Source organism: Silanimonas sp. (assembly GCF_044377035.1).
Lineage (GTDB): Bacteria > Pseudomonadota > Gammaproteobacteria > Xanthomonadales > Xanthomonadaceae > Silanimonas.
In genome coordinates this window covers 54,602-72,576 of record NZ_JBILJW010000006.1, presented here as the reverse complement: position 1 = coordinate 72,576, position 17,975 = coordinate 54,602, and the positions used below count along the sequence as shown (strand labels likewise).

Genomic DNA, 17,975 nt, shown 5'->3' with positions numbered 1-17,975 from the left:
ATGCCCTCTTCCGCCCCGCCCCTGATCCTCGGCTCGATGCGCTTCGGCGACTGGGGCGCACGCCTCGCGCCCGCCGAAGTGGCGCGCCTGCTCGCCGCCGCGCTCGACCTCGGCATCGACACGCTGGACCTCGCCGACATCTACGGCGGCCACACGACGAACACGCTGGTCGGCGCGGCGCTGGCCCACGACCGTTCGCTTCGCTCGCGCCTGCATCTGGTCGCGAAGGTCGGCATCGTGATGGCCGACAGCCCGGGGAACACCCGGCGCGTGCAGCACTACGACCTCTCGCCGCCCCACCTCGACGCCGCACTGGCCGGCACCTTGCGCGACCTCGGGGTGGCGCGGGTGGACACGCTCATGCTGCATCGCTTCGATCCGCGCTTGGACGCCGACGCCGTCACCGGCTGGGTCGCTGGGCAACGCGAGCGCGGCGCCATCGGAGCCTTCGGCCTCTCGAACTTCCCTACCGCGGCGATGTCGCTGTTCACCGAAAAACTGGCGCTGTCGGCCCACCAGATCGAACTCAGCGCCGCCGCGTCGCAGGCGCTGGACGACGGCACGCACGCCGCGAGCCGGGCCGCGGGATCGGAAGTTCAGGCCTGGTCGCCCCTCGGCGGTGGTGCGCTGCTGGCCGACGACGAGCGCGGCCGCGCGCTGGACGCGATTGCTGGCGATTTCGGGCTCGACCGCGCCAGCCTGCTGCTGCGCTGGGTGGCCAGCCTGCCGGCCACCCGTGTCGTGCTGGGCACAACGCGCCAGGAGCGTCTGGCCGACGCCGCGCGCGCCGTGGAGCAGCCGCTGCCGGCCGATGCGTGGTACGCCGTGCGGCAGGCCGCGCGCGGCAAGCCGGTGCCTTGATCGGGAGCGGCCACAAGCCCACGAATTCAAGGCGCGATGGGCCGCCCTTCGGTCGCGCTGCGCAACAGGGCCTGAGCTAGGCGCGTGGTGTCGCGGGTTTCGGCCCAGGTAGGCCAGTGCGGCCTTGGCTCCTCACCGCGCGCCAAGGCCGCGAAGGCCTCGGCCTCCAGAAGAAACCCGTTGCCTTGGGGCACCGGCTCACGCCGGCTGTCGTAGCCCTCGGCCACCTCGACCCAATCCTGGCCGGGCCCGACGTGGTTGAAAAACCCACTGGCCAGCGTGCTCTCAGTGCCGACGATGCGCAGGTGCCGGTGCGGCACCGCATCGAACCAGCACTGCAACGTGGCCATCAGGCCGTCGTCCCAGACCAGCACTGCGGCCAAGGCACGATCGACCCCCGTGCCCCCCCACGCGGCGCTCGCCTGTACGGTGGCAGGAAGACCACCGGCTAGAGCCCGTATCAGGCTCAGCGGGTAGACGCCCACATCCCACAAGGAGCCACCGCCAAGCGCCGGGTCCAGTCGAATGTCGGCGTCGCGCCGCAGCGTGAAGCCGAACATCCCCGAGAGCTGCCGCAAGCGCCCGATCTGGCCGCCGCGCACGCGCGTCAGCAGGTCAAGGGTCTGTGGCTGGAACCGGTAAGGAAATGCCTCCATCACCACGCGGCCTGCCGCATCGGCAGCCGCCCGCAAGCGATCCACGTCATCCACGCTGAGCGCCATGGGCTTTTCGCACAGCACGTGCTTGCCCTCGGCCAGCGCCCGCAGGGCCCAAGGCACGTGCTGGTCGTTGCTCAGGGCGATGTAGACGGCATCGATCTCGGCATCGCCCAACAACGCGTCGTAATCGGGCCGAACACGCGGCACGCCATTCGCCTGCGCGAAGGCCGCAGCGCGATCGGCGCTGCGGCTGGCCACCGCGGTGACGTGCAACGCGGTAGATGGCGCCACACCTTGGCAGAACGAGGCCGCGATGCGTGCAGCGCCCAGGACGCCGATGCGAAGGACGGGATTCATGACGGGCTCATGGCGCGGAGGACGTTCAAACAGCCTGCATGGTGAGGCTGTCGGCCAGGGGGCGGTCAAGCATGTGCCGCCCCCCGGGCGAGGTCGATACCAGGCGGATCTTCGGGCGCGAGCGCGGGTGCGGCCCCAAGCGGCCGTCAGGGCTGGCAGCCCTGCGTGCGCCCCTGGCTGTCCAGCATGCTCAGCGTGTCGGTGGCATTCCACGCACCCGGCACGCCGTTCGCGAACGCCGCACTCACCGTGATGCCCGTCAGACGGCCACCGCCGATCGTCCGCTGCAAGCTGCCCACCCGCGTCCGCGTCGGTGAACCCGTCCGCTCGCAGGTCGGGCAGAAGCCCGTCAGCTGGTCCAGCCCCAGACTCGCCGTGCCCCCCGTGCTCGGGCCGTCTTCCGCCACCAGGAAACGTGCCACACCCCTCGCGTCGTACGCGAACGTCGCATAGAACTCGTAGGGGCCCGGGCTCGTCAGCACCTGCGCGCTGTACCCCGTCCCGCTCCGCGCCGGGTCGAAGTAATGCTGGCTGATGTCCGCCGGCGCACCGGCGATGCTCGGGCAGCCCCGACCAAACGCACTGAACGCCTCGCTGCCCATTTGCCCGTCCAGCGTGTAGCTGAAGGTGAAGGCATCCGCGCCCGTCGGCGTGGCTGTCGCCTCGCCCACGATCGTCAGGAAGCGGCTGCCACCCACCCAGGTGCCACGGTAGATCCCACCCCGCCAGATCCCGTTGCTACCCGGCGCCGGACCCTGCAGGTAGTACCACGTCGGCGTGCTGTCTTGCAGGTAGGTGTACCACAGGCCCGCCCACTCGCCCCCCGCCGGGTAAAGGAACAGCCCGTGCCCGGACCGGCCGGTGTTGTAGTAGCCACCCGGCCGAACCACCGGGGCCGTGCCACTCACCGTCGCCCGCACCACCACCGTCGCCGACGACGCCGTCATGTTCACCGGCGTCACGTACCAGCGGCCGGCCGCCGGATTCGCCACCGTCACGCTCTCGTTCCCGCCCGGCGTGGTCCCGCTCGCCTGCGCCTGGTTCCGCGGTGGTGCCAAGGCCACGCCCGGCACCGCACTTCCCGCCACCGGCGCCGGCACGCGGGCCAGATACACGTCCACGTTCGATGCGCTCGCGGTCGTCACCGCCAGTTGTGTCGCCCCCGCCGGAACGTCGATGAACAACTGCTCATGGCTGCCGTTTCCCGCCAGACGGAGCGTGCGGTCCTCGCCACTGACCAGGGCCAGCGCACTGCTGTCGTTCGCATTGCGCGTGAGCTTCACCGGGAACACCGCCTGCGTGGCGCCCGACAGCTGCATCTGCACGTAGCCCACGCGGGATTCGCCGTTGAGCAGCGTCGGGTCGTCCCACTGCACCCGCAGGGGGAAGGCCGCGCCGGCTGAAAGAATGCCCGGCGCCGTCGTGACCAGGCTGCCGTCGCTCGACAGCAGTGGCACCTCATAGCGGCTCAGGCGACCCGTCTGTGCCGAGGCCCCGCGGTTGTGCAGCATCGCCCAGTACCGGCCCGTGCCACCGGCAGGAACGGTGATCAGCAGTTCGCAGCGCTCGCCCGCCGCGCTCATCGCCGAGGTGCAGCGCAGTTCGTTCTCCGACGGCTGGCCGTCGCCGTTGAGGTCTTCGCCAAGGTACAGGTCGACATCCCCGCCCAGGCCCGTGGCCTCGGCGAACACCTGCCATGCCAACGCCGAGCCCGAACGACCGGTCATCGTACCGACCACGTGCGCCGTGCCCACGCGCCCGTTGTCCCACGGCGTCTGCGGCACCGCATCCACACCCAAAGAGAGATCACCCACCACCGGCGCCGACAGTGACGATGCCGCGAACTGCACGCCGGGCAAGGCGCGAAGGCCTGACAGCGTTACGTCGACGAAGCCGCGCTGCGCCGGCACCGTCAGGTTGATCGGCAACTGGTTGGCGAAAAAGGCCCAAACGACCTCGGCGAACTCGATATCGCGGCTCTGGATGCCCGTCGTCGGGTTCGGAGCCACCAGCACGGTGCGGCTGGGCGTGGTGTGGCCGGCACCGTTGAGGCGCCACCACTGCAAGGGCGTGGTACCGGCGTAGTCGAACCGCTGCGCGGGGCCGCCGTCGTTGGCGTCAACCTCGACCGTGGCTTGCGTCGGCACCGCGCCCTGCAGGCCATTGATCTGCAGCCAACGGTCGCGCGTGGCCTCGGCCGAGATCACCCGGCCGCGGTTGCAGTTACCTCCCACGTTGGCGACACAGCCGCCCGCCCAAGGCATGGGCGTATCCGCATCTCCGTGCAGGATCAGGATCGGCAATGGGCGGCTGGGGCCGCTGGTGCAGGCGCCGGGCTTGGGCGTGAGCGGCAGGCTGCCCGATCCCGTGGCGACGGCGCCAACACGGTCGGCGTGGTGGAACGCGAAGGCATGCGTCATCTGCGCACCGTTCGACCCGCCCGTCATGAACAACCGGCGGCTGTCGAGGCCGTACTCGGTGCCGATGCGCTGCACGAGGGCGTTGAGGAAGCCGACATCATCGGCGTTGCTGGCCACCTCGTTGTCGGCCCGGCAGTCCACCCAGCCGACTTTTCCGGTGGCGTCCGCCGCCGGCAATCCACCGGGGTAGACCACGACGAAACCCTCGCGATCGGCCACGGTGCGGAACACCGACAGGGGGTGGTTGCCGGTCAGCGCGACATCCAGGCCCTCACCGCCGCCGCCGTGCAGCACGAAGACCACGGCCCGCGGCGCGGTGAGGCCGGCAGGCACATGCACCCGGAACTGGCGCACCACGCCGTTGACCGTGATCGTCTGGTCGCTCAGCCCTGCCGGGTAGGGGTTCTGCGCCCGAAGCCCGCTGCCGGGTATCGCGAGCAGGGCGAGGAACAGGGCAAGGACGAAGCCCGCGACGAGCGTGGGCTGCGGCCGCCGCGGCCGGGAGGAGTCGAGGAAGCGCATGGGCATCCAGAGAGGAGGATCTCCTCATCCAACGCACCATCCGTCCCGTGGTTGACCGGCGCACCAGACCCAGCAACGGCCGGCGGGGTGACCCGAACCGGATGGCGCTTTCTGCGCCACTTGCACATATTGCACGATAGGCGCAAATTGGCCCTGCGGCATGCCTTGCCGCGTGAGGTGCCCGCCATGAAGCCCCAGGTCCGCGACCACGCCGCGTCCTACGCCCTCGAACCCCTGCCCGCCACCACGGTGCGCCGCGACTGGGCCACCGCGAAGGACCGGCTGCGCGCCAAGGGCGTGCTCGCCCTGACCACGCACGACCGCGTCGAGGCCGTGCTACTCGACCCCGCCGCCTACGAGGCCCTCGTCGCCCGCGCCGAGGCCGCCGACCAGGCCCTGCTCGACAGCCTGACCCGCCGCTTCGACGAGCGTTTGGCCGCGCTGGGCACGCCCGACGCCGCCGATCGCCTGCGCGGCGCCTTCGCCCGCGAGGGCCGCATCGACACCCCGCCGCGCGCCGGGGACGCGTTCTGAACCCGAGGCCGGTGATCTACGTCCTCGCCGGCGTCAACGGCGGGGGCAAGAGTTCGCTGGGTGGCGCCGTGCTGCGCGAGGCCGGCATGGCCTGGTTCAACCCGGACGACTGGTCGCGCGCGCTGCAGGCCGCCGGCCGCAGCAGCGAATCGGCCGACGCGGATGCATGGCAAGAAGGCCAACGCCGCCTGAAAGCCGCCATTGCTGCAGGCGAAAGCTTCGCGTTCGAGACCACGCTGGGCGGGCGCTCCGTCACCGCGACGCTGGTCGAGGCCGCGCGCACGCACGACGTGCTGGTCTGGTACGTCGGCCTCGACAGCGTGGCGCGCCACCTCGAACGCGTGGCGCTGCGCGTGCGCCACGGTGGCCACGACATCCCCGCCGCGAAGATCCGCGAGCGCTGGCTCGGCTCGATGGCCAACCTCGTGCGGCTCGTGCCGCACGCGGCCGGCATCCAGGTCTTCGACAACTCGACCGCGGTGCCCGAAGGCAAGCCGCTGCGCGCGCCCCGCCTCGTGGCCGTCATCGAGGCCGGGCGGCTGCGCTGGCCGCCGCCCGAGGCGCTCGACCGCGTGCCGCGCTGGGCGGTGCCGGTCGTGGAAGCGGGGTTGGGTTGAACTACAACGCCCGATGCACCGCCTCGCCGAACAGCGCGGTGTGGTGGGCACAGTCATTGAGTCGCACCACTTCCAACCGCTCGACGCTGGGACCTTCGAGCAGGTTCAGCGTGGTCGGGGCCTGTCGGAAACCCCAGACCTTCGAGAGCGGAATGCCGAGAACGCGACAGAGGATGACGCGATTCACCGCGTCGTGCGCGACCAGCAGCAGGGTGTCGTCTTCGCCGAGCCCCTCGCAGGCGCGGGCGAAGCCCCGCCACGCGCGCTCCAGCACCACCGGCAGCGATTCGCCACCGGGACCGGGCATCAGCACCGTTTCCGGCGCCTCGCGCCACGCCGCGAGGCGTTCGCCGTCCTCGGCGCGGATCTCGCTGGCGAGCTTGCCTTCCCACGTACCGTGGGCGATCTCCATCAGCTCGGCATCGAGCCCCAGCATCGCGGCACGACCTTCGCCCAGCGCGACCTCGGCGGTGCGCCGCGCCCGCGACAGCGGCGAAGCCACCGCGCGGGTGATGCGGACGTCGGCGAGGCGCTCGGACAGCAGGGCCGCCTGTCGTTCACCGACGGGCGACAGCGGGATGTCGATCTGGCCCTGGTAGCGGCCTTCGGCGTTCCACGGGGTTTCACCGTGGCGTGCAAGCAGGACGCGCATGGCTCAGACCTGCTGCAGCGAGAGCACGCCGGGGATGGCGCGCAGGGTGGCGAGGTGGGCGTCGTCCATCGGACGGTCCAGCGTGATCGCCGCGCGGGCCTGGCCGTCGCCGGCCGCGCCGAGCGCGAAGTTCACGATGTTGATGCCCGACGCACCGAGCTGGCTGCCGACGGTGCCGATCATGCCGGGGCGGTCCTCGTTGCGCATCAGCAGCACCGGGCAGAGCGGATCGAACTCGATCTCGACGCCGTCGAAGCGCACCACGCGCGGGCCGCGGTGCAGCGTCGCCTCGATCTCGCGCGTGCGCTCCTGGCCGTCATCAGTGACGCCGGTGATGCGCACGCGCAGCAGGCGGTCGAAACCGTCGCCGTCGCCGCCCACCGTCTCCGCCACCGTGAGGCCGCGCGCCGCGGCTTCGGCCAGCGCGTTCACCGGCGTGACGCGGCCCGAGGCCGTGCCCAGCACCGCGGCGGTGAGCAGGCGCGTCAGCGGCTTGGCATCGAGCTTGTCGGTGCGGCCGGCGTAGGTGATGTCGAGGCGCGTCGGCGCCGGCACCAGGCGCACGGCGAGCTTGCCCAGCGCGGTCATCAGCGGCATCCACGGCCCGATCTCGCGGGCGGCTTCGGCGGTCAGCGGCGGCAGGTTGACGCAGCCCGCAACCGCGCCGGTGTTGATGAAGTCGATGATCTGGCGCGCAAGGATGGTGCTGACGCCCTGCTGCGCTTCCGAGGTGCTGGCGCCGAGGTGCGGGGCGAGAACCATCTTCTTGCAGGCGCGCAGCGGCGAATCCTCCGGCAGCGGCTCGGTGGCGAAGGTGTCGAGGCCGGCGCCGGCGAGGTGGCCGTCATTGACCAGCTTCAGCAGCGCGTCCTCGTCGATCAGGCCGCCGCGGGCGGCGTTGATCACGTACGCGCCCTTCTTCATCTTGGCCAGCTTCTCGGCGCTGAGGATGTTGGTGGTTTCCTTGGTGCGCGGGATGTGCAGGGTGATGACGTCGGCCCAGGCCAGCAAGGCGTCGAGGTCCATCAGCGGCACGGCGCTCTTGGCAGCGGCATTCGGCGGCAGGAAGGGGTCGAACGCGGCCACTTCCATGCCGATGCCGCGCGCCTTGCGCGCCACCGTGCCGCCGATGCGGCCGAGGCCGATCACGCCGAGGCGCTTGCCTTCGAGTTCGAAACCGGTGAGGCCGCTCTTCGGCCACTGGCCGGCCTTCATGCCAGCGTCAGCGGCGGGAACGTGGCGGGCCAGCGAGAACAGCAGGGCCAGCGCCTGCTCGGCGGCGGCCAAGGTGTTGCCGTCGGGTGCGTTCATCACCGCGACGCCGCGGTCGGTGGCGGCATCGACGTCGATGGTGTCGACGCCGGCGCCGGCGCGGCCGATCACGCGCAGATGGGAGGCGTGCACCAGGGCCTCGGCCGGCACCTTGGTCGCCGAGCGGACGATCAGAACGTCGACATCGGCCAGCGCGCGGGAGAGCGTGCCGGGGTCCTTGATGGCGTCGACGGCTTTGACCTCCCAGCCGGCGTCGCGGAACAGGGTCAAACCGTCTTCGTGGATACCGTCGCAAGCAAGAACGCGCATGGAGCACTCCGTGGGTGAAGGGAAACGTCGGGAACAGGCGGACCGGCCAAGGGGGCCAGAACGGGAAGGGATCGACGGAAACCCACGGAAGACGCGCCACCGCGACGGCGCAAAAGGCACAACACAGCGGTGGCAGGGCGACGGTGCAAGGACCAATGGAGCATCGGTTGCACGGTCAGGAGACGGGGCGTCATACGCATGGGAGTCCTGAGTAGCCCGTGCAGACTACCTCCCCGGCGACGCGCTGTGAACCCCGGGGGCCGCTGCGCCGGGCCTGCATAGGGCTTCAGGCCGGCGGTGCGGGTTCATCCGGGATTCGGCGCTCCGCCCCTAGCCTGCGCCGGCCTTCACCCGGAGACCCCCGATGCGCCTGTCCCTCGCCCTCGCCCTGCTCGCCGCCCTGCCCTTCGCTGCCCATGCCGAGGAGGAGCGCAGCTGGTCGGGAACGGCCGAATTCGGCCTTGCCATTGCCAGCGGCAATGCCGACAGCGAGACCATCAACGGCAAGTTCGCCTTCCTTCGCGAGGAGGACCGCTGGTTCTACGGTATCAACGCCTCCGCGCTGCGCGCCGAATCCGACGACCAGCTTTCGGCCAACCGCTACGAGGCCGGCCTGAAGCTCGGCTACGACTTCACCCGGCGCGCCTACCTGTTCGGCACGCTGCGCCACGAGAGCGACGACTTCGCCTCGTACGAGTACCAGAGCATCGCCTCGCTCGGTGTCGGCTACCGCTTGATCGACCGCAGGGCGACCTCGCTGCTCGCTGAAATCGGCCCGGGTGCGCGCCGCTTCCAGCCGATCGACGCGCTGGTCGGCACGCCGCCGGTGCTCACCGCGTTCGATGCCGAGACCGACGCGATCGTCCGCGGCTCGTTGACCCTCAAGCACCGACTTTCGCCAACGACCCGCATCGCCAACGAAGTGCTGGTCGAAACGGGCTCCGGGTCGACCTTCATCCAGAACGACTTGTCGCTGCGCGTCCGGATGAGCGAGAGGCTCGCACTCAAGGCCGGCTACGAGCTGCGCCACACCACCGAGGTCCCGGTGGGCATCGAGAAGACCGACACCCTGTTCACCACGAACCTCGTCGTCGGCTTCTGATCAGTCCTTCTTCGGCGACCACTCGAGCGTGATCGCGATCTCGCGGCCACGCTTGAACTCGCGGATGTTGATGTTGCCCTGCTGGAACTCGACCGACGGGTCCAGCAGGTTGCGCAGGCGGACGCGGCTCGACCAGTCGCGGGCGAACTGCCACTTCCAGTTGAAGTCGAGCTGGCCCGCCGGCTGCTCGTAGACGTCCGGCTGGGTGTCGATACCGACCTGCACGATGCGCTCGCCGGCCATGTTGAACGACAGCGCCGTCTCATGCGTGCCTTCCGGGCTGCTGTAGCCCAGCTGCAGGTTCGCGACGTACGGCGACTGGCCTTCCAGCGGACGGTTGAGGTTGGTGCTGACGCCGGCGCGCGTCGGGTCGAGCACGATCTCGGAGTCGATCCACGAGTAGTTCGCGGCGATGAACCAGTTGGCCATGTCGACGTCGCCGAACCAGCCGTCGGCCCAGCCCATGCGCTGGAAGTAGTCGATCTCGATGCCCTGGTTGGTGGCCGACTCGGCGTTGGCCAAGGTCTGCAGCAGCGAGCCGGTGGCCGGCAGCAGCAGCTTCTCGATCGGCTTGTCGAACTCCTTGCGGAACAGCGCCACCGACAGCGACTCGTCGGACGAGAAGTAGTACTCCCAGCGCAGGTCGATGTTGGTGATCTTCGCCGTCTCGAGGTCCGGGTTGCCGAAGGTCAGGATGTCGAGGACCGGGTCGAGGAAGGGCGCGGGCGAGAGCTCGCGGAAGTCCGGCCGCGACAGCGTGCGGCTCCAGCCAAAGCGCAGCTGCTGGGCGTCGTCGATCATCCAGGTGGCGCCGAAGCTCGGCAGCACGTCGCTCTCGTCGAGGCGGCTGTCGATGCGCTGGTTGGCCTGCAGCACCGAGAAGGTGCTCACCGACTGGTCGTTGGTCTCGTAGCGGGCACCGGCGTTGATGCGGAAACGATCATTGAAGCTGACGTCGACGCCGAGGCCGACGTAGTCGATGCGCTGTTCGGCGACGTAGTTGTCGGTGGCGGCGGTCACTTCCTGCAGCACGAAGCCGTTCGGGCCGATGTACTGCGGCACCAGCATCTGGCCGAGGCCCGGCAGGCCGATCACCTGGTTGAACAGGTTGCCGTCATTGAAGCGGAACCCGAAGCCGTAGCGGCGGATGTAGCTGTCGCGGTCGCGGAGCGTGCGTCCGGCGTTGAGGTCGACCGTGCCGTAGGTGGCGCCTTCGTTGAATGCGAACGGCGCCTTGAAGCCGAGGTCGAGCGAGCGCGAGTCGTCGTCGAGGTTGGCCCAGGTCTGCTCGTTGCTCTCGCCGAACTGCGAGAGCGTGCGACGGCCGTTGTCGTCGAAGTTGAAGCGGAACTGGCGGGTGTTCGGCGCGTAGCGGCGGGCGGCGGCATCCGTGTACTGCCAGTCGAAATCGGCCATCTCGGCGAAGAAGGGGATGCGGTGCTGGCCGGCCAGCTGGTGGCTGAGCAGCGAATTCTCGACCCACTCCAGCCGGTAGCGCTGCAGCTGCTGCGCGTCGATGGTGCCGGTCTCCTCGCGGGCCTCGTCCTCGGTCTGGCGCAGCAGCATCGAGGTCAGCGTGAAGCGGTGGTCACTGCCCAGTTCGAGGCCGAGCACGCTGAAGGCCGAGAGGTCGATCTCGCGCGTGGTGCCCATCAGCTGCGTCTCATCGCGGATGACGAGGCCAGCGTTGCTGGCCTGCAGGTAGCGGCGCGTCTCCTCCTGCGTGTCCCACTGCTGCGAGTAACGCACCGAACCAAGCATGCCGAAACGCACGTCGTCGCTGAGGTCGAAACGCTGGCCGCCGGCGATCGAGGCGCCGAGGTCCGGGCCGATCTCCGTCGTGTAGGGGTCGTAGCTGCTGTTGCCAGCGAGGCGCTCGCCCACGGCTTCGATCTGGGCCGGCGTGAAGCCGTTCGGGTTGCCGAAGCTCTGGCCCGCGAAGAAGCCACCGGCGTTGCGCACGGCGTCGAGCGTCGTGTCGGGATCACGCGCGTCGCGGTCGCGGCCGGTCCAGTCGTTGTTGCCACCCTCGTAGCGCAGGCCGTCGCTGTAGGTCGTGCCCTGCTCGCCACCCACCGTCACCGAGGCGCGGAAGAAGGGCTGCAGCGGGATCGCCTTGGTGCGCAGCTGGATCGTGCCGCCGCCGAACTCGCCGGGCATGTCCGGCGTGTAGGTCTTCTGGACGACCACGCCCTCGAGCACGTCGGTCGGGAACAGGTCGAGCGGGATGACGCGACGGGTCGGGTCCGGCGACGGGATCGACGCGCCGTTCAGCAGCACCGAGGAGTAGCGCTCGCCGAGGCCGCGCACGTAGATGAAGCGGCTGTTGACCAGCGTGAGGCCGGTCACGCGCCGCAGGGCGACGGCGGCATCGCTGTCGCCGGCGCGGGTGATCTGTTCGATGGAGAGCGTGTCGTCGACCGACACCGACATGCGCTCCAGGTCGACGTAGGCCGCCTGGTCATCGACACGCACGGCTTCGCCGGCGACGTTGATCGCGTCGAGCGTGGCCGTGCCGCCTGGCGCGGCACCCTCGGCATCAGCCGGAGCAGCGGCATCGGCACCGGCGGTGACCGGGGCGGCCTGTGCCGCGGCGGCAGCTGCAGCCTCGCGCGCGGCCAGGTCGACCGTGGTCGTGCCCTTGACCGAGCTCTTCAGGGTGTAGGCCGGGGCGCGCCCCGGCACGAACTGGAGGGCGATCTGGACCTGCTCGCCGGCGGCGAGATCGAGGTCGATCGCGACCTCGCGCTGGCCATCACGGACGATCAGCGTCTGCGGGCCGGTGGTCACGGCGCCGCCCACCACGCCCTGCGCCGAGGTCACACCCAACACGCGGGCGCCGAGCTTGGCCTCCACGCCCGAGGCCGGCTGGCCGGCCCGGTAGGCGTAAACCCACACCTGCGCCGCACCCCGCGGCTGCGTCTGGACGACCGCGCCGGTGGCCGGCGACTGGGCGTGCACGGGTACGAGGGCGAGCTTGATGGCGAGGGCCATCGACGACAGGGCAAGGGCGGTGGAGCGCTTCATCACGGGACGTCCGGGTGCGGGAATCCGCGGGAGTCTGTGGCGCTTGCGTTACAGGAGGATGGCAAGCCGCGCACCTTGTCATGGACGTGAAGGGTGCGTCATGACGATCGGCACACGTCCCCCCGGAGGCGCGGGCGCAGCATGGCGGCCTTCCGGGCCCTGAGCCCGCTCCTGAGCCGTCATCCATGAAAACGCCCGCCCTCAAGCCCCTGGCGCTCGCCCTCGGCACGATCCTCCTTGCCGCCTGCTCGAAGGCACCCGAGGCCCCGCCGGCCGCCGCCGCGGTCGAACCCGCCGCGCCCAGCCTGAGCATCGACGCCAGCCTGCTGCCGCCGATGGCCTCCTTCGCCCAGACCGATCTCGATCCGGCCACCCCGGCGTGCGCTGACCTCAACGCGCACGTCAACGGCCGCTGGCTCGCCGCCAATCCGGTGCCGGGCGACCGCACCACCTGGGGCAGCTTCGAGATGCTCGCCGAGCGCTCGCTCTACACGCAGAAGCAGATCGTCGAAGCCGCGGCCGCGATGAGCGCCGCCACCGGAACGCACAAGCTCATCGGCGACCTGTACGCCACCGGCATGGACGAGGCGGCCATCGAGGCCGCGGGTCTCACGCCCGTCCAGCCGCTGCTGGCCGAGATCGACGCGCTGGCGGCGCCGACCGACCTGCCCGCCTACCTGCGCAACGCGGCCAGCCAAGGCCGCATGAACCTCGTCGGCTTCGGCGGCGAATCCGACTTCCAGGACAGCTCGAAGGTCATCGGCTACGCCGTGCCGGGCGGCCTCGGCCTGCCCGACAAGAGCTATTACGAAGGCGACACGCACAAGGCCGAGCGCGAGGCCTACCAGGCGCACATCGCCGCGATGCTGAAGCTCGCTGGCACCGACGAAGCGACCGCCGCCGCGCAGGCCGCGCAGGTCCTCGCCATCGAGACCGCATTGGCCAAGGTGACGTATTCGAGCGAGGAGCTCTCGCGCGACGTCTCGAAGTACTACAACCCGGTGAGCATCGACGCGGCCAACGCCATCACGCCGGCCTTCGACTGGGGCGCCTGGTTCGACGCCAACGGCGTGGCCCGCCCGGCGCAGTTCTCGCTGTCGAACCCCGACTTCTTCAAGACCCTCGACGGCATGTTCGCCTCGGTGCCGATGGAGGACTGGAAGGCCTACTTCCGCTTCCACACGCTCGACGGCCTCGCGCCCTTCCTGCCCAAGGCCTTCGCCGACCAGAACTTCGCCTTCTACGGCAAGACGCTGCGCGGCCAGCAGGAGCAGAAGGAGCGCTGGAAGCGCGTGCTCGACACCGTCAACGGCACGGTCGGCGAAGCGCTGGGCGAGCTGTACGTCGACGTCGCCTTCCCGGCCGAAAGCAAGGCACAGATGGAAACCCTGGTCGGCAACCTCTCGGCCGCGCTGAAGGCGCGCATCGAGGCGCTCGAGTGGATGACGCCGGAAACCAAGGCCAAGGCGCTCGAGAAGTGGGCCAGCTTCACGCCGAAGATCGGCTACCCGGACGAATGGCGCGATTGGGCGGGCCTCGCGACCACGCGCGACAGCTACGTCGGCAACATCATCGCCGCGTCGAAGTTCAACCATGCCGATGCGATGTCGAAGATCGGCCAGCCGAAGGACCGCGGCGAGTGGGGCATGACGCCGCAGACGGTGAACGCCTACTACAACCCGCTGATGAACGAGATCGTGTTCCCGGCGGCGATCCTGCAGCCGCCGTTCTTCGATCCGAAGGCCGATCCGGCGCTGAACTACGGCGGCATCGGCGCGGTCATCGGCCACGAGATGATCCACGGCTACGACGACCAGGGCTCGCGCTTCGACGCCAAGGGCAGCTTCGCCAACTGGTGGCAGCCGGCGGACGCCGAAGGCTTCAAGGGCAAGACGACGATGCTGGTCGAGCAGTTCGACGCCTACGAGGCGCTGGCCGGCAAGAACGTCAACGGCAACCTGACGCTGGGCGAGAACATCGCCGACCTCGGCGGCCTGACGGTGGCGCACGCCGCCATGCTCGCCGCGCAGGGCCAGGGCTATGCCGACCCGATGGTCGACGGCCTGACGCAGGACCAGCGCTTCTTCGGCAACTGGGCCACGGTGTGGCGTCGCAACTACACCGACAAGGAACTCAACGTCCGCCTCGTGACCGACTCGCACGCCCCGGCCCGCTTCCGCGCCAACGGAGCGCCGAGCAACATGCCGACCTTCGCCGCGGCGTTCGGCTGCAAGGACGGCGACCCGATGGTGCGTCCGGAACCGCAGCGCATCGCCATCTGGTAAGTGCGTCTCCCCTTTCCGCCGGCCCTCCTCGTGCCGGCGGACTCCAACGGCCCGGTCCTCGCCGGGCCGTTTTTTCTTCGCGCTCCGCCGGGATCAGCGCGCCGAACGCCTCAGCACCAGGCCCCGAACCGCCGTGGCCCGGATGCTGCGCAGCCGGAGGGCGGCAAGATCGCGCGCATCGACCGATTCGCCGGATTCCTCGAAACCGGCCCAGCCGTCGCGCCCGGCGGCCTTGGCCTCGTACAGCGCTTCGTCGGCGATGGCCACGGTGTCTTCCCAGCCGAACGCGTGGTGGTCGGCCGCCACCAGCGGCAGCGCCGCGAAACCCACCGAACATCGCACCGCGAGCTCACCAGCACCGGGCAGCGGAAACGGGCTTTCAGCCACCGCAGCACGGATCCGCTCGGCCACGCGCGGCCCGTCCTCGCGCTGCGCGCCACGCGCGACGCCGAGGAACTCCTCGCCGCCCCAGCGCACGACGTGGTCCGATTCGCGGAACACGCTACGCAAGCGGCGCCCCATCTCGACCAGGACGAGGTCGCCGACAGCGTGGCCGTGCTGGTCGTTGATGCGCTTGAAATGGTCGATGTCGACGAGGAAGAACAACAGGTCGCTGGGGTCGCGTCCGCTCTCGTCGCCGCCATAGCGGCTGCGCAGCGCGAGGGCCACGTCGGCATCGATGTGGCGCCAGAGGAAGCGGCGGTTGTGCAGGCCGGTCAGCGGATCCGTGAGGCTGGCCTCCTCCACCGCGCGATGGGCCTGCTCGAGCTCGGCATTCGCGGTGGCCAGCGCCGCGGTGCGCGCTTCGACCATGCGCTCCAGATCACGGGCGCGCTCGCGCAGCAGGCGGGCCCGCCACTGCACTGCACCGGCGACGACCGTCAGGAGGGCCAGGACGAGCGCGGCGTGGAACCCACGATGCTGGTGCCAGGCCGGGATCACGTCGACGTCGATCGACAGGCCGCGGTCCTGCCAAGGCCCGGCGGGTTCGGCAACCTCGACGTCGAAGCGGTAGCTGCCGGGCGCGATGCGGGTGAACGCGGCCACGCGGTGTCCGGCATCCACCTCCGACCAGCGCTCGTCCCAGCCTTGCAGGCGGTATCGGTAGCGAAGGCCATCGGCCCCGACATACACCGGGGCCGCGAACTCCAGCGCGATGCGGGATACGCCCGGCGGCACGCGCAACCGGGCGCGCGAGTCCGACGTCGCCGGGTCGAACAGCGGCGACGGCTCGTCTTCGCTGGCGGCGATGTCGGTCAACACGAGGTCGGGCAAGGCGCGAGGGCTGGGGTCCACAACTGTCTGGGGCAGAACGACGGTGAGGGCCTCGGTGCCACCGAAGACGAGTTCGCCACCGGGCAGGACGGTGCCGGAACGGCGGACGTAGGGCGCGGCCGCAGCGCCCTGGTCGGGACGGAAGGCGCGCACCCGCATGGATGACAGATCGATGCGCGCCAAGCCCCGCGAAGTGCTCGCCCAGACGCGCCCGCCGAAATCTTCGAGCAGCACGCCCACGCTGTTGCCCGGCAGTCCGCTCGCTTCGTCGATCCGACCCCACGCCTCGGCCGCGCCCACCTCGGCCATCGGCGCATGGAAGACGCCGCCCGCCGAGGTTCCGACCCAGAGCCGCCCCCGCGCATCGGCCAGCATCGTGGTGAGGAAGTGGCCGTCGAGCTCGGCCACAGGCACCGCGCGCACGGTGTCGCCGCCCAGATCAAGGCGGGCGAGCCCGCTCCACGTGCCGAGCCAGAGGGTGCCCGGCGTCGCCAACAGGCTGGACACTCGCCGCTCTCCCACGGCATCGGCCAGCAGGTTGCGCGCCTCGTCGAGCCGGGGTTCGCCGTCGTCCGTGAGCGGGACGCGCCAGAGGCCGTCGGGTCCGGCCAGCCACCAGGCCCCGTCCCACGACGCCACGGCACTGGTGTACGTGGCGCCCCCGCGCGCCGCGGGCTGCAGCGGTCGCACACGATCGCGTCCCGGCTCCGCCAGCACGGTGCGCCAGTCGCTGCCGAGCACCCAGCGCCCCGCGCCGATGGGCGCGACCAGTTCCATGGCCCCGGCGGGTCCGCTCCCGCTGCCCCAGAGGGCCGCCAGGGACGCTTCGGTCTCTCGGGGCGACGCGACGCCCACATGCCGCAGGCGGCCCGCGTTCGTGCCCAGCCACAGGCCCTGCCCCGCTGGCGCCAGGCCATGCGCGCGCATCCGCGATTGCGGGGCATCCGTCTCCGGGGCCAGTGGCAGGTTCAGGAACTGGCGTTGCCCGGGGTTGCCCCATTGCAGGCCGGTGGCGGTGCCCACCCACCCCAAGCCCCGCGAATCGGCGAACAGCGTCCAGACGTTGTCGTCATCGAGGCTGCCGCGGCGGGACCGGTCGTGCTGCAGCCGCGTCCAGCCCCCGTTCGCGGTGTCGAGCGACCACACGCCGTGCCCGAAGGTGCCGACCCACAATTCCCCGGGCCGCACCGCAGCCATCGCGAAGATGCGCGGCCGGATCTGGACGCCGTCAGGCCAGGCCCAGGCCCGCACCGAGCCGTCCGGTTCCAAGGAGTACAAGCCGTCGTGCGCCGTGCCGATCCAGAGCCGCCCGTCGGAATCGGCCTCGAGCGCGGCGATCCGCGCCTCGGGCACCGGTAGCACCTGCGGCAACCAACGCGGCCCGGAAGCGTCCGTCGACCGCCGGAACAGGCCGAACGTCGTTCCTGCCCACACCCGTCCGGCCGCGTCCACGCGCAAGGCGTGAAGGCGGTTCCGGCCGGCGTCGGGGATCGGCATCGACTGCACGCCGCCATCGCGCTGCAGGGACAGCACCGCGCCCACGGTGCCGAAGTAGGCACGGACGGCGTCGGCAGCGTCCTTGGGAAAATCGATGTAGAGCACCGACGGCGGCTCTCCCGCGATCGGCACAGGCACCAGGGCCGGCTGGGATGGCCATCGACGGTCGATGCGGAAGACCCCGCGCGCGGCACCCGCCCAGAGTTCACCCTCGGCGTCCGCCCGCACCGTCTGCATGACCGGTGATTCCTCGACGCCGCCCACGGATTCGGCCCGCAGCCGCGCGCGGACCGCCCGGTAGCCGTCCCAGCGCCACACCGTGGCGCCGGACACGGCCCAGATCAGACCGTCGGCGTCCTCGGCGATGCCGCGGATCGGACCCTCGAGCGGGGCTCCCGGCGGTTGCACCGGCTCGAAGCGGGGTTCATTGAGCGTCTGCCAGGCCTCCGCGGACGGCTCGGGGGCAATGGCGGCGGCCTGCGCCGCCAGCACGAGCCCAAGGCACGCCCACGTAGCGCCCAGCGCGAGGCAGCGCAGGGTCTGCAAGGTCGGGCATGGGCGTGGAGGTCGGAGCACAGGCAGCGGC

General features: G+C 70.7%; 11 protein-coding genes. 5 read left to right on the top strand and 6 right to left on the bottom strand.

What is annotated here, in order from left to right; genetic code table 11:
- Entirely contained in the window at nucleotides 1–861 is an 861-nt protein-coding gene (locus ACIQ6S_RS04710; protein WP_397607345.1) for an aldo/keto reductase, read from the top strand.
- A gap of 26 nt (nucleotides 862–887) precedes the next feature.
- Here the strand turns inward: ACIQ6S_RS04710 and ACIQ6S_RS04705 are convergent, their stop codons facing one another.
- Both ACIQ6S_RS04705 and ACIQ6S_RS04700 read right to left on the bottom strand, forming a co-directional pair.
- Nucleotides 888–1,877 carry a Gfo/Idh/MocA family protein gene (locus ACIQ6S_RS04705; protein WP_397607344.1) on the bottom strand — a complete coding sequence of 330 codons (990 nt, stop codon included), beginning with the start codon at nucleotides 1,875–1,877 and terminating at the stop codon, nucleotides 888–890.
- A gap of 146 nt (nucleotides 1,878–2,023) precedes the next feature.
- On the bottom strand, nucleotides 2,024–4,819 hold the full coding sequence (locus ACIQ6S_RS04700; RefSeq protein WP_397607343.1) for an alpha/beta hydrolase family esterase: 2,796 nt from the start codon (nucleotides 4,817–4,819) through the stop codon (nucleotides 2,024–2,026).
- Between the two features lie 186 nt (nucleotides 4,820–5,005).
- Here ACIQ6S_RS04700 and ACIQ6S_RS04695 point away from each other — a divergent pair, with 186 nt between their 5' ends.
- Complete coding sequence (locus ACIQ6S_RS04695; protein ID WP_297867243.1) at nucleotides 5,006–5,353, top strand: hypothetical protein; 348 nt, start codon at nucleotides 5,006–5,008, stop codon at nucleotides 5,351–5,353.
- Nucleotides 5,354–5,364: 11 nt separating this feature from the next.
- Nucleotides 5,365–5,970, top strand: coding sequence for an AAA family ATPase (locus tag ACIQ6S_RS04690; protein WP_397607342.1), 606 nt, complete (start codon nucleotides 5,365–5,367; stop codon nucleotides 5,968–5,970).
- A 1-nt stretch (nucleotide 5,971) separates the two neighbouring features.
- Here the strand turns inward: ACIQ6S_RS04690 and ACIQ6S_RS04685 are convergent, their stop codons facing one another.
- Together ACIQ6S_RS04685 and serA are read right to left on the bottom strand one after the other, a co-directional pair.
- A complete protein-coding gene (locus tag ACIQ6S_RS04685) occupies nucleotides 5,972–6,622 on the bottom strand; it encodes a histidine phosphatase family protein (protein ID WP_397572066.1) in 651 nt (216 codons plus the stop codon).
- 3 nt (nucleotides 6,623–6,625) lie between these two features.
- Nucleotides 6,626–8,203 (bottom strand): phosphoglycerate dehydrogenase, encoded by a 1,578-nt coding sequence (serA, locus tag ACIQ6S_RS04680; protein WP_397595640.1) that lies wholly within the window; start codon nucleotides 8,201–8,203, stop codon nucleotides 6,626–6,628.
- 364 nt (nucleotides 8,204–8,567) lie between these two features.
- On the opposite strand from serA, the gene ACIQ6S_RS04675 reads away from it, so the two are divergent.
- Nucleotides 8,568–9,305: a YdiY family protein gene (locus ACIQ6S_RS04675; protein WP_397607341.1), complete on the top strand. Its 738-nt coding sequence runs from the start codon at nucleotides 8,568–8,570 to the stop codon at nucleotides 9,303–9,305.
- On the opposite strand, the gene ACIQ6S_RS04670 is transcribed toward ACIQ6S_RS04675, so the two are convergent.
- Nucleotides 9,306–12,332: a TonB-dependent receptor domain-containing protein gene (locus ACIQ6S_RS04670; RefSeq protein ID WP_397607340.1), complete on the bottom strand. Its 3,027-nt coding sequence runs from the start codon at nucleotides 12,330–12,332 to the stop codon at nucleotides 9,306–9,308.
- Between the two features lie 185 nt (nucleotides 12,333–12,517).
- Between ACIQ6S_RS04670 and ACIQ6S_RS04665 the strand changes: the two genes are divergently transcribed.
- The gene (locus ACIQ6S_RS04665; protein WP_397607339.1) at nucleotides 12,518–14,617 is read left to right on the top strand and encodes a M13 family metallopeptidase; all 2,100 of its coding nucleotides are present in this window, start codon (nucleotides 12,518–12,520) and stop codon (nucleotides 14,615–14,617) included.
- 93 nt (nucleotides 14,618–14,710) lie between these two features.
- Here ACIQ6S_RS04665 and ACIQ6S_RS04660 read toward each other — a convergent pair whose 3' ends face one another.
- Nucleotides 14,711–17,935 (bottom strand): diguanylate cyclase, encoded by a 3,225-nt coding sequence (locus ACIQ6S_RS04660; protein WP_397607338.1) that lies wholly within the window; start codon nucleotides 17,933–17,935, stop codon nucleotides 14,711–14,713.
- Between the last annotated feature and the right edge of the window lie 40 nt (nucleotides 17,936–17,975).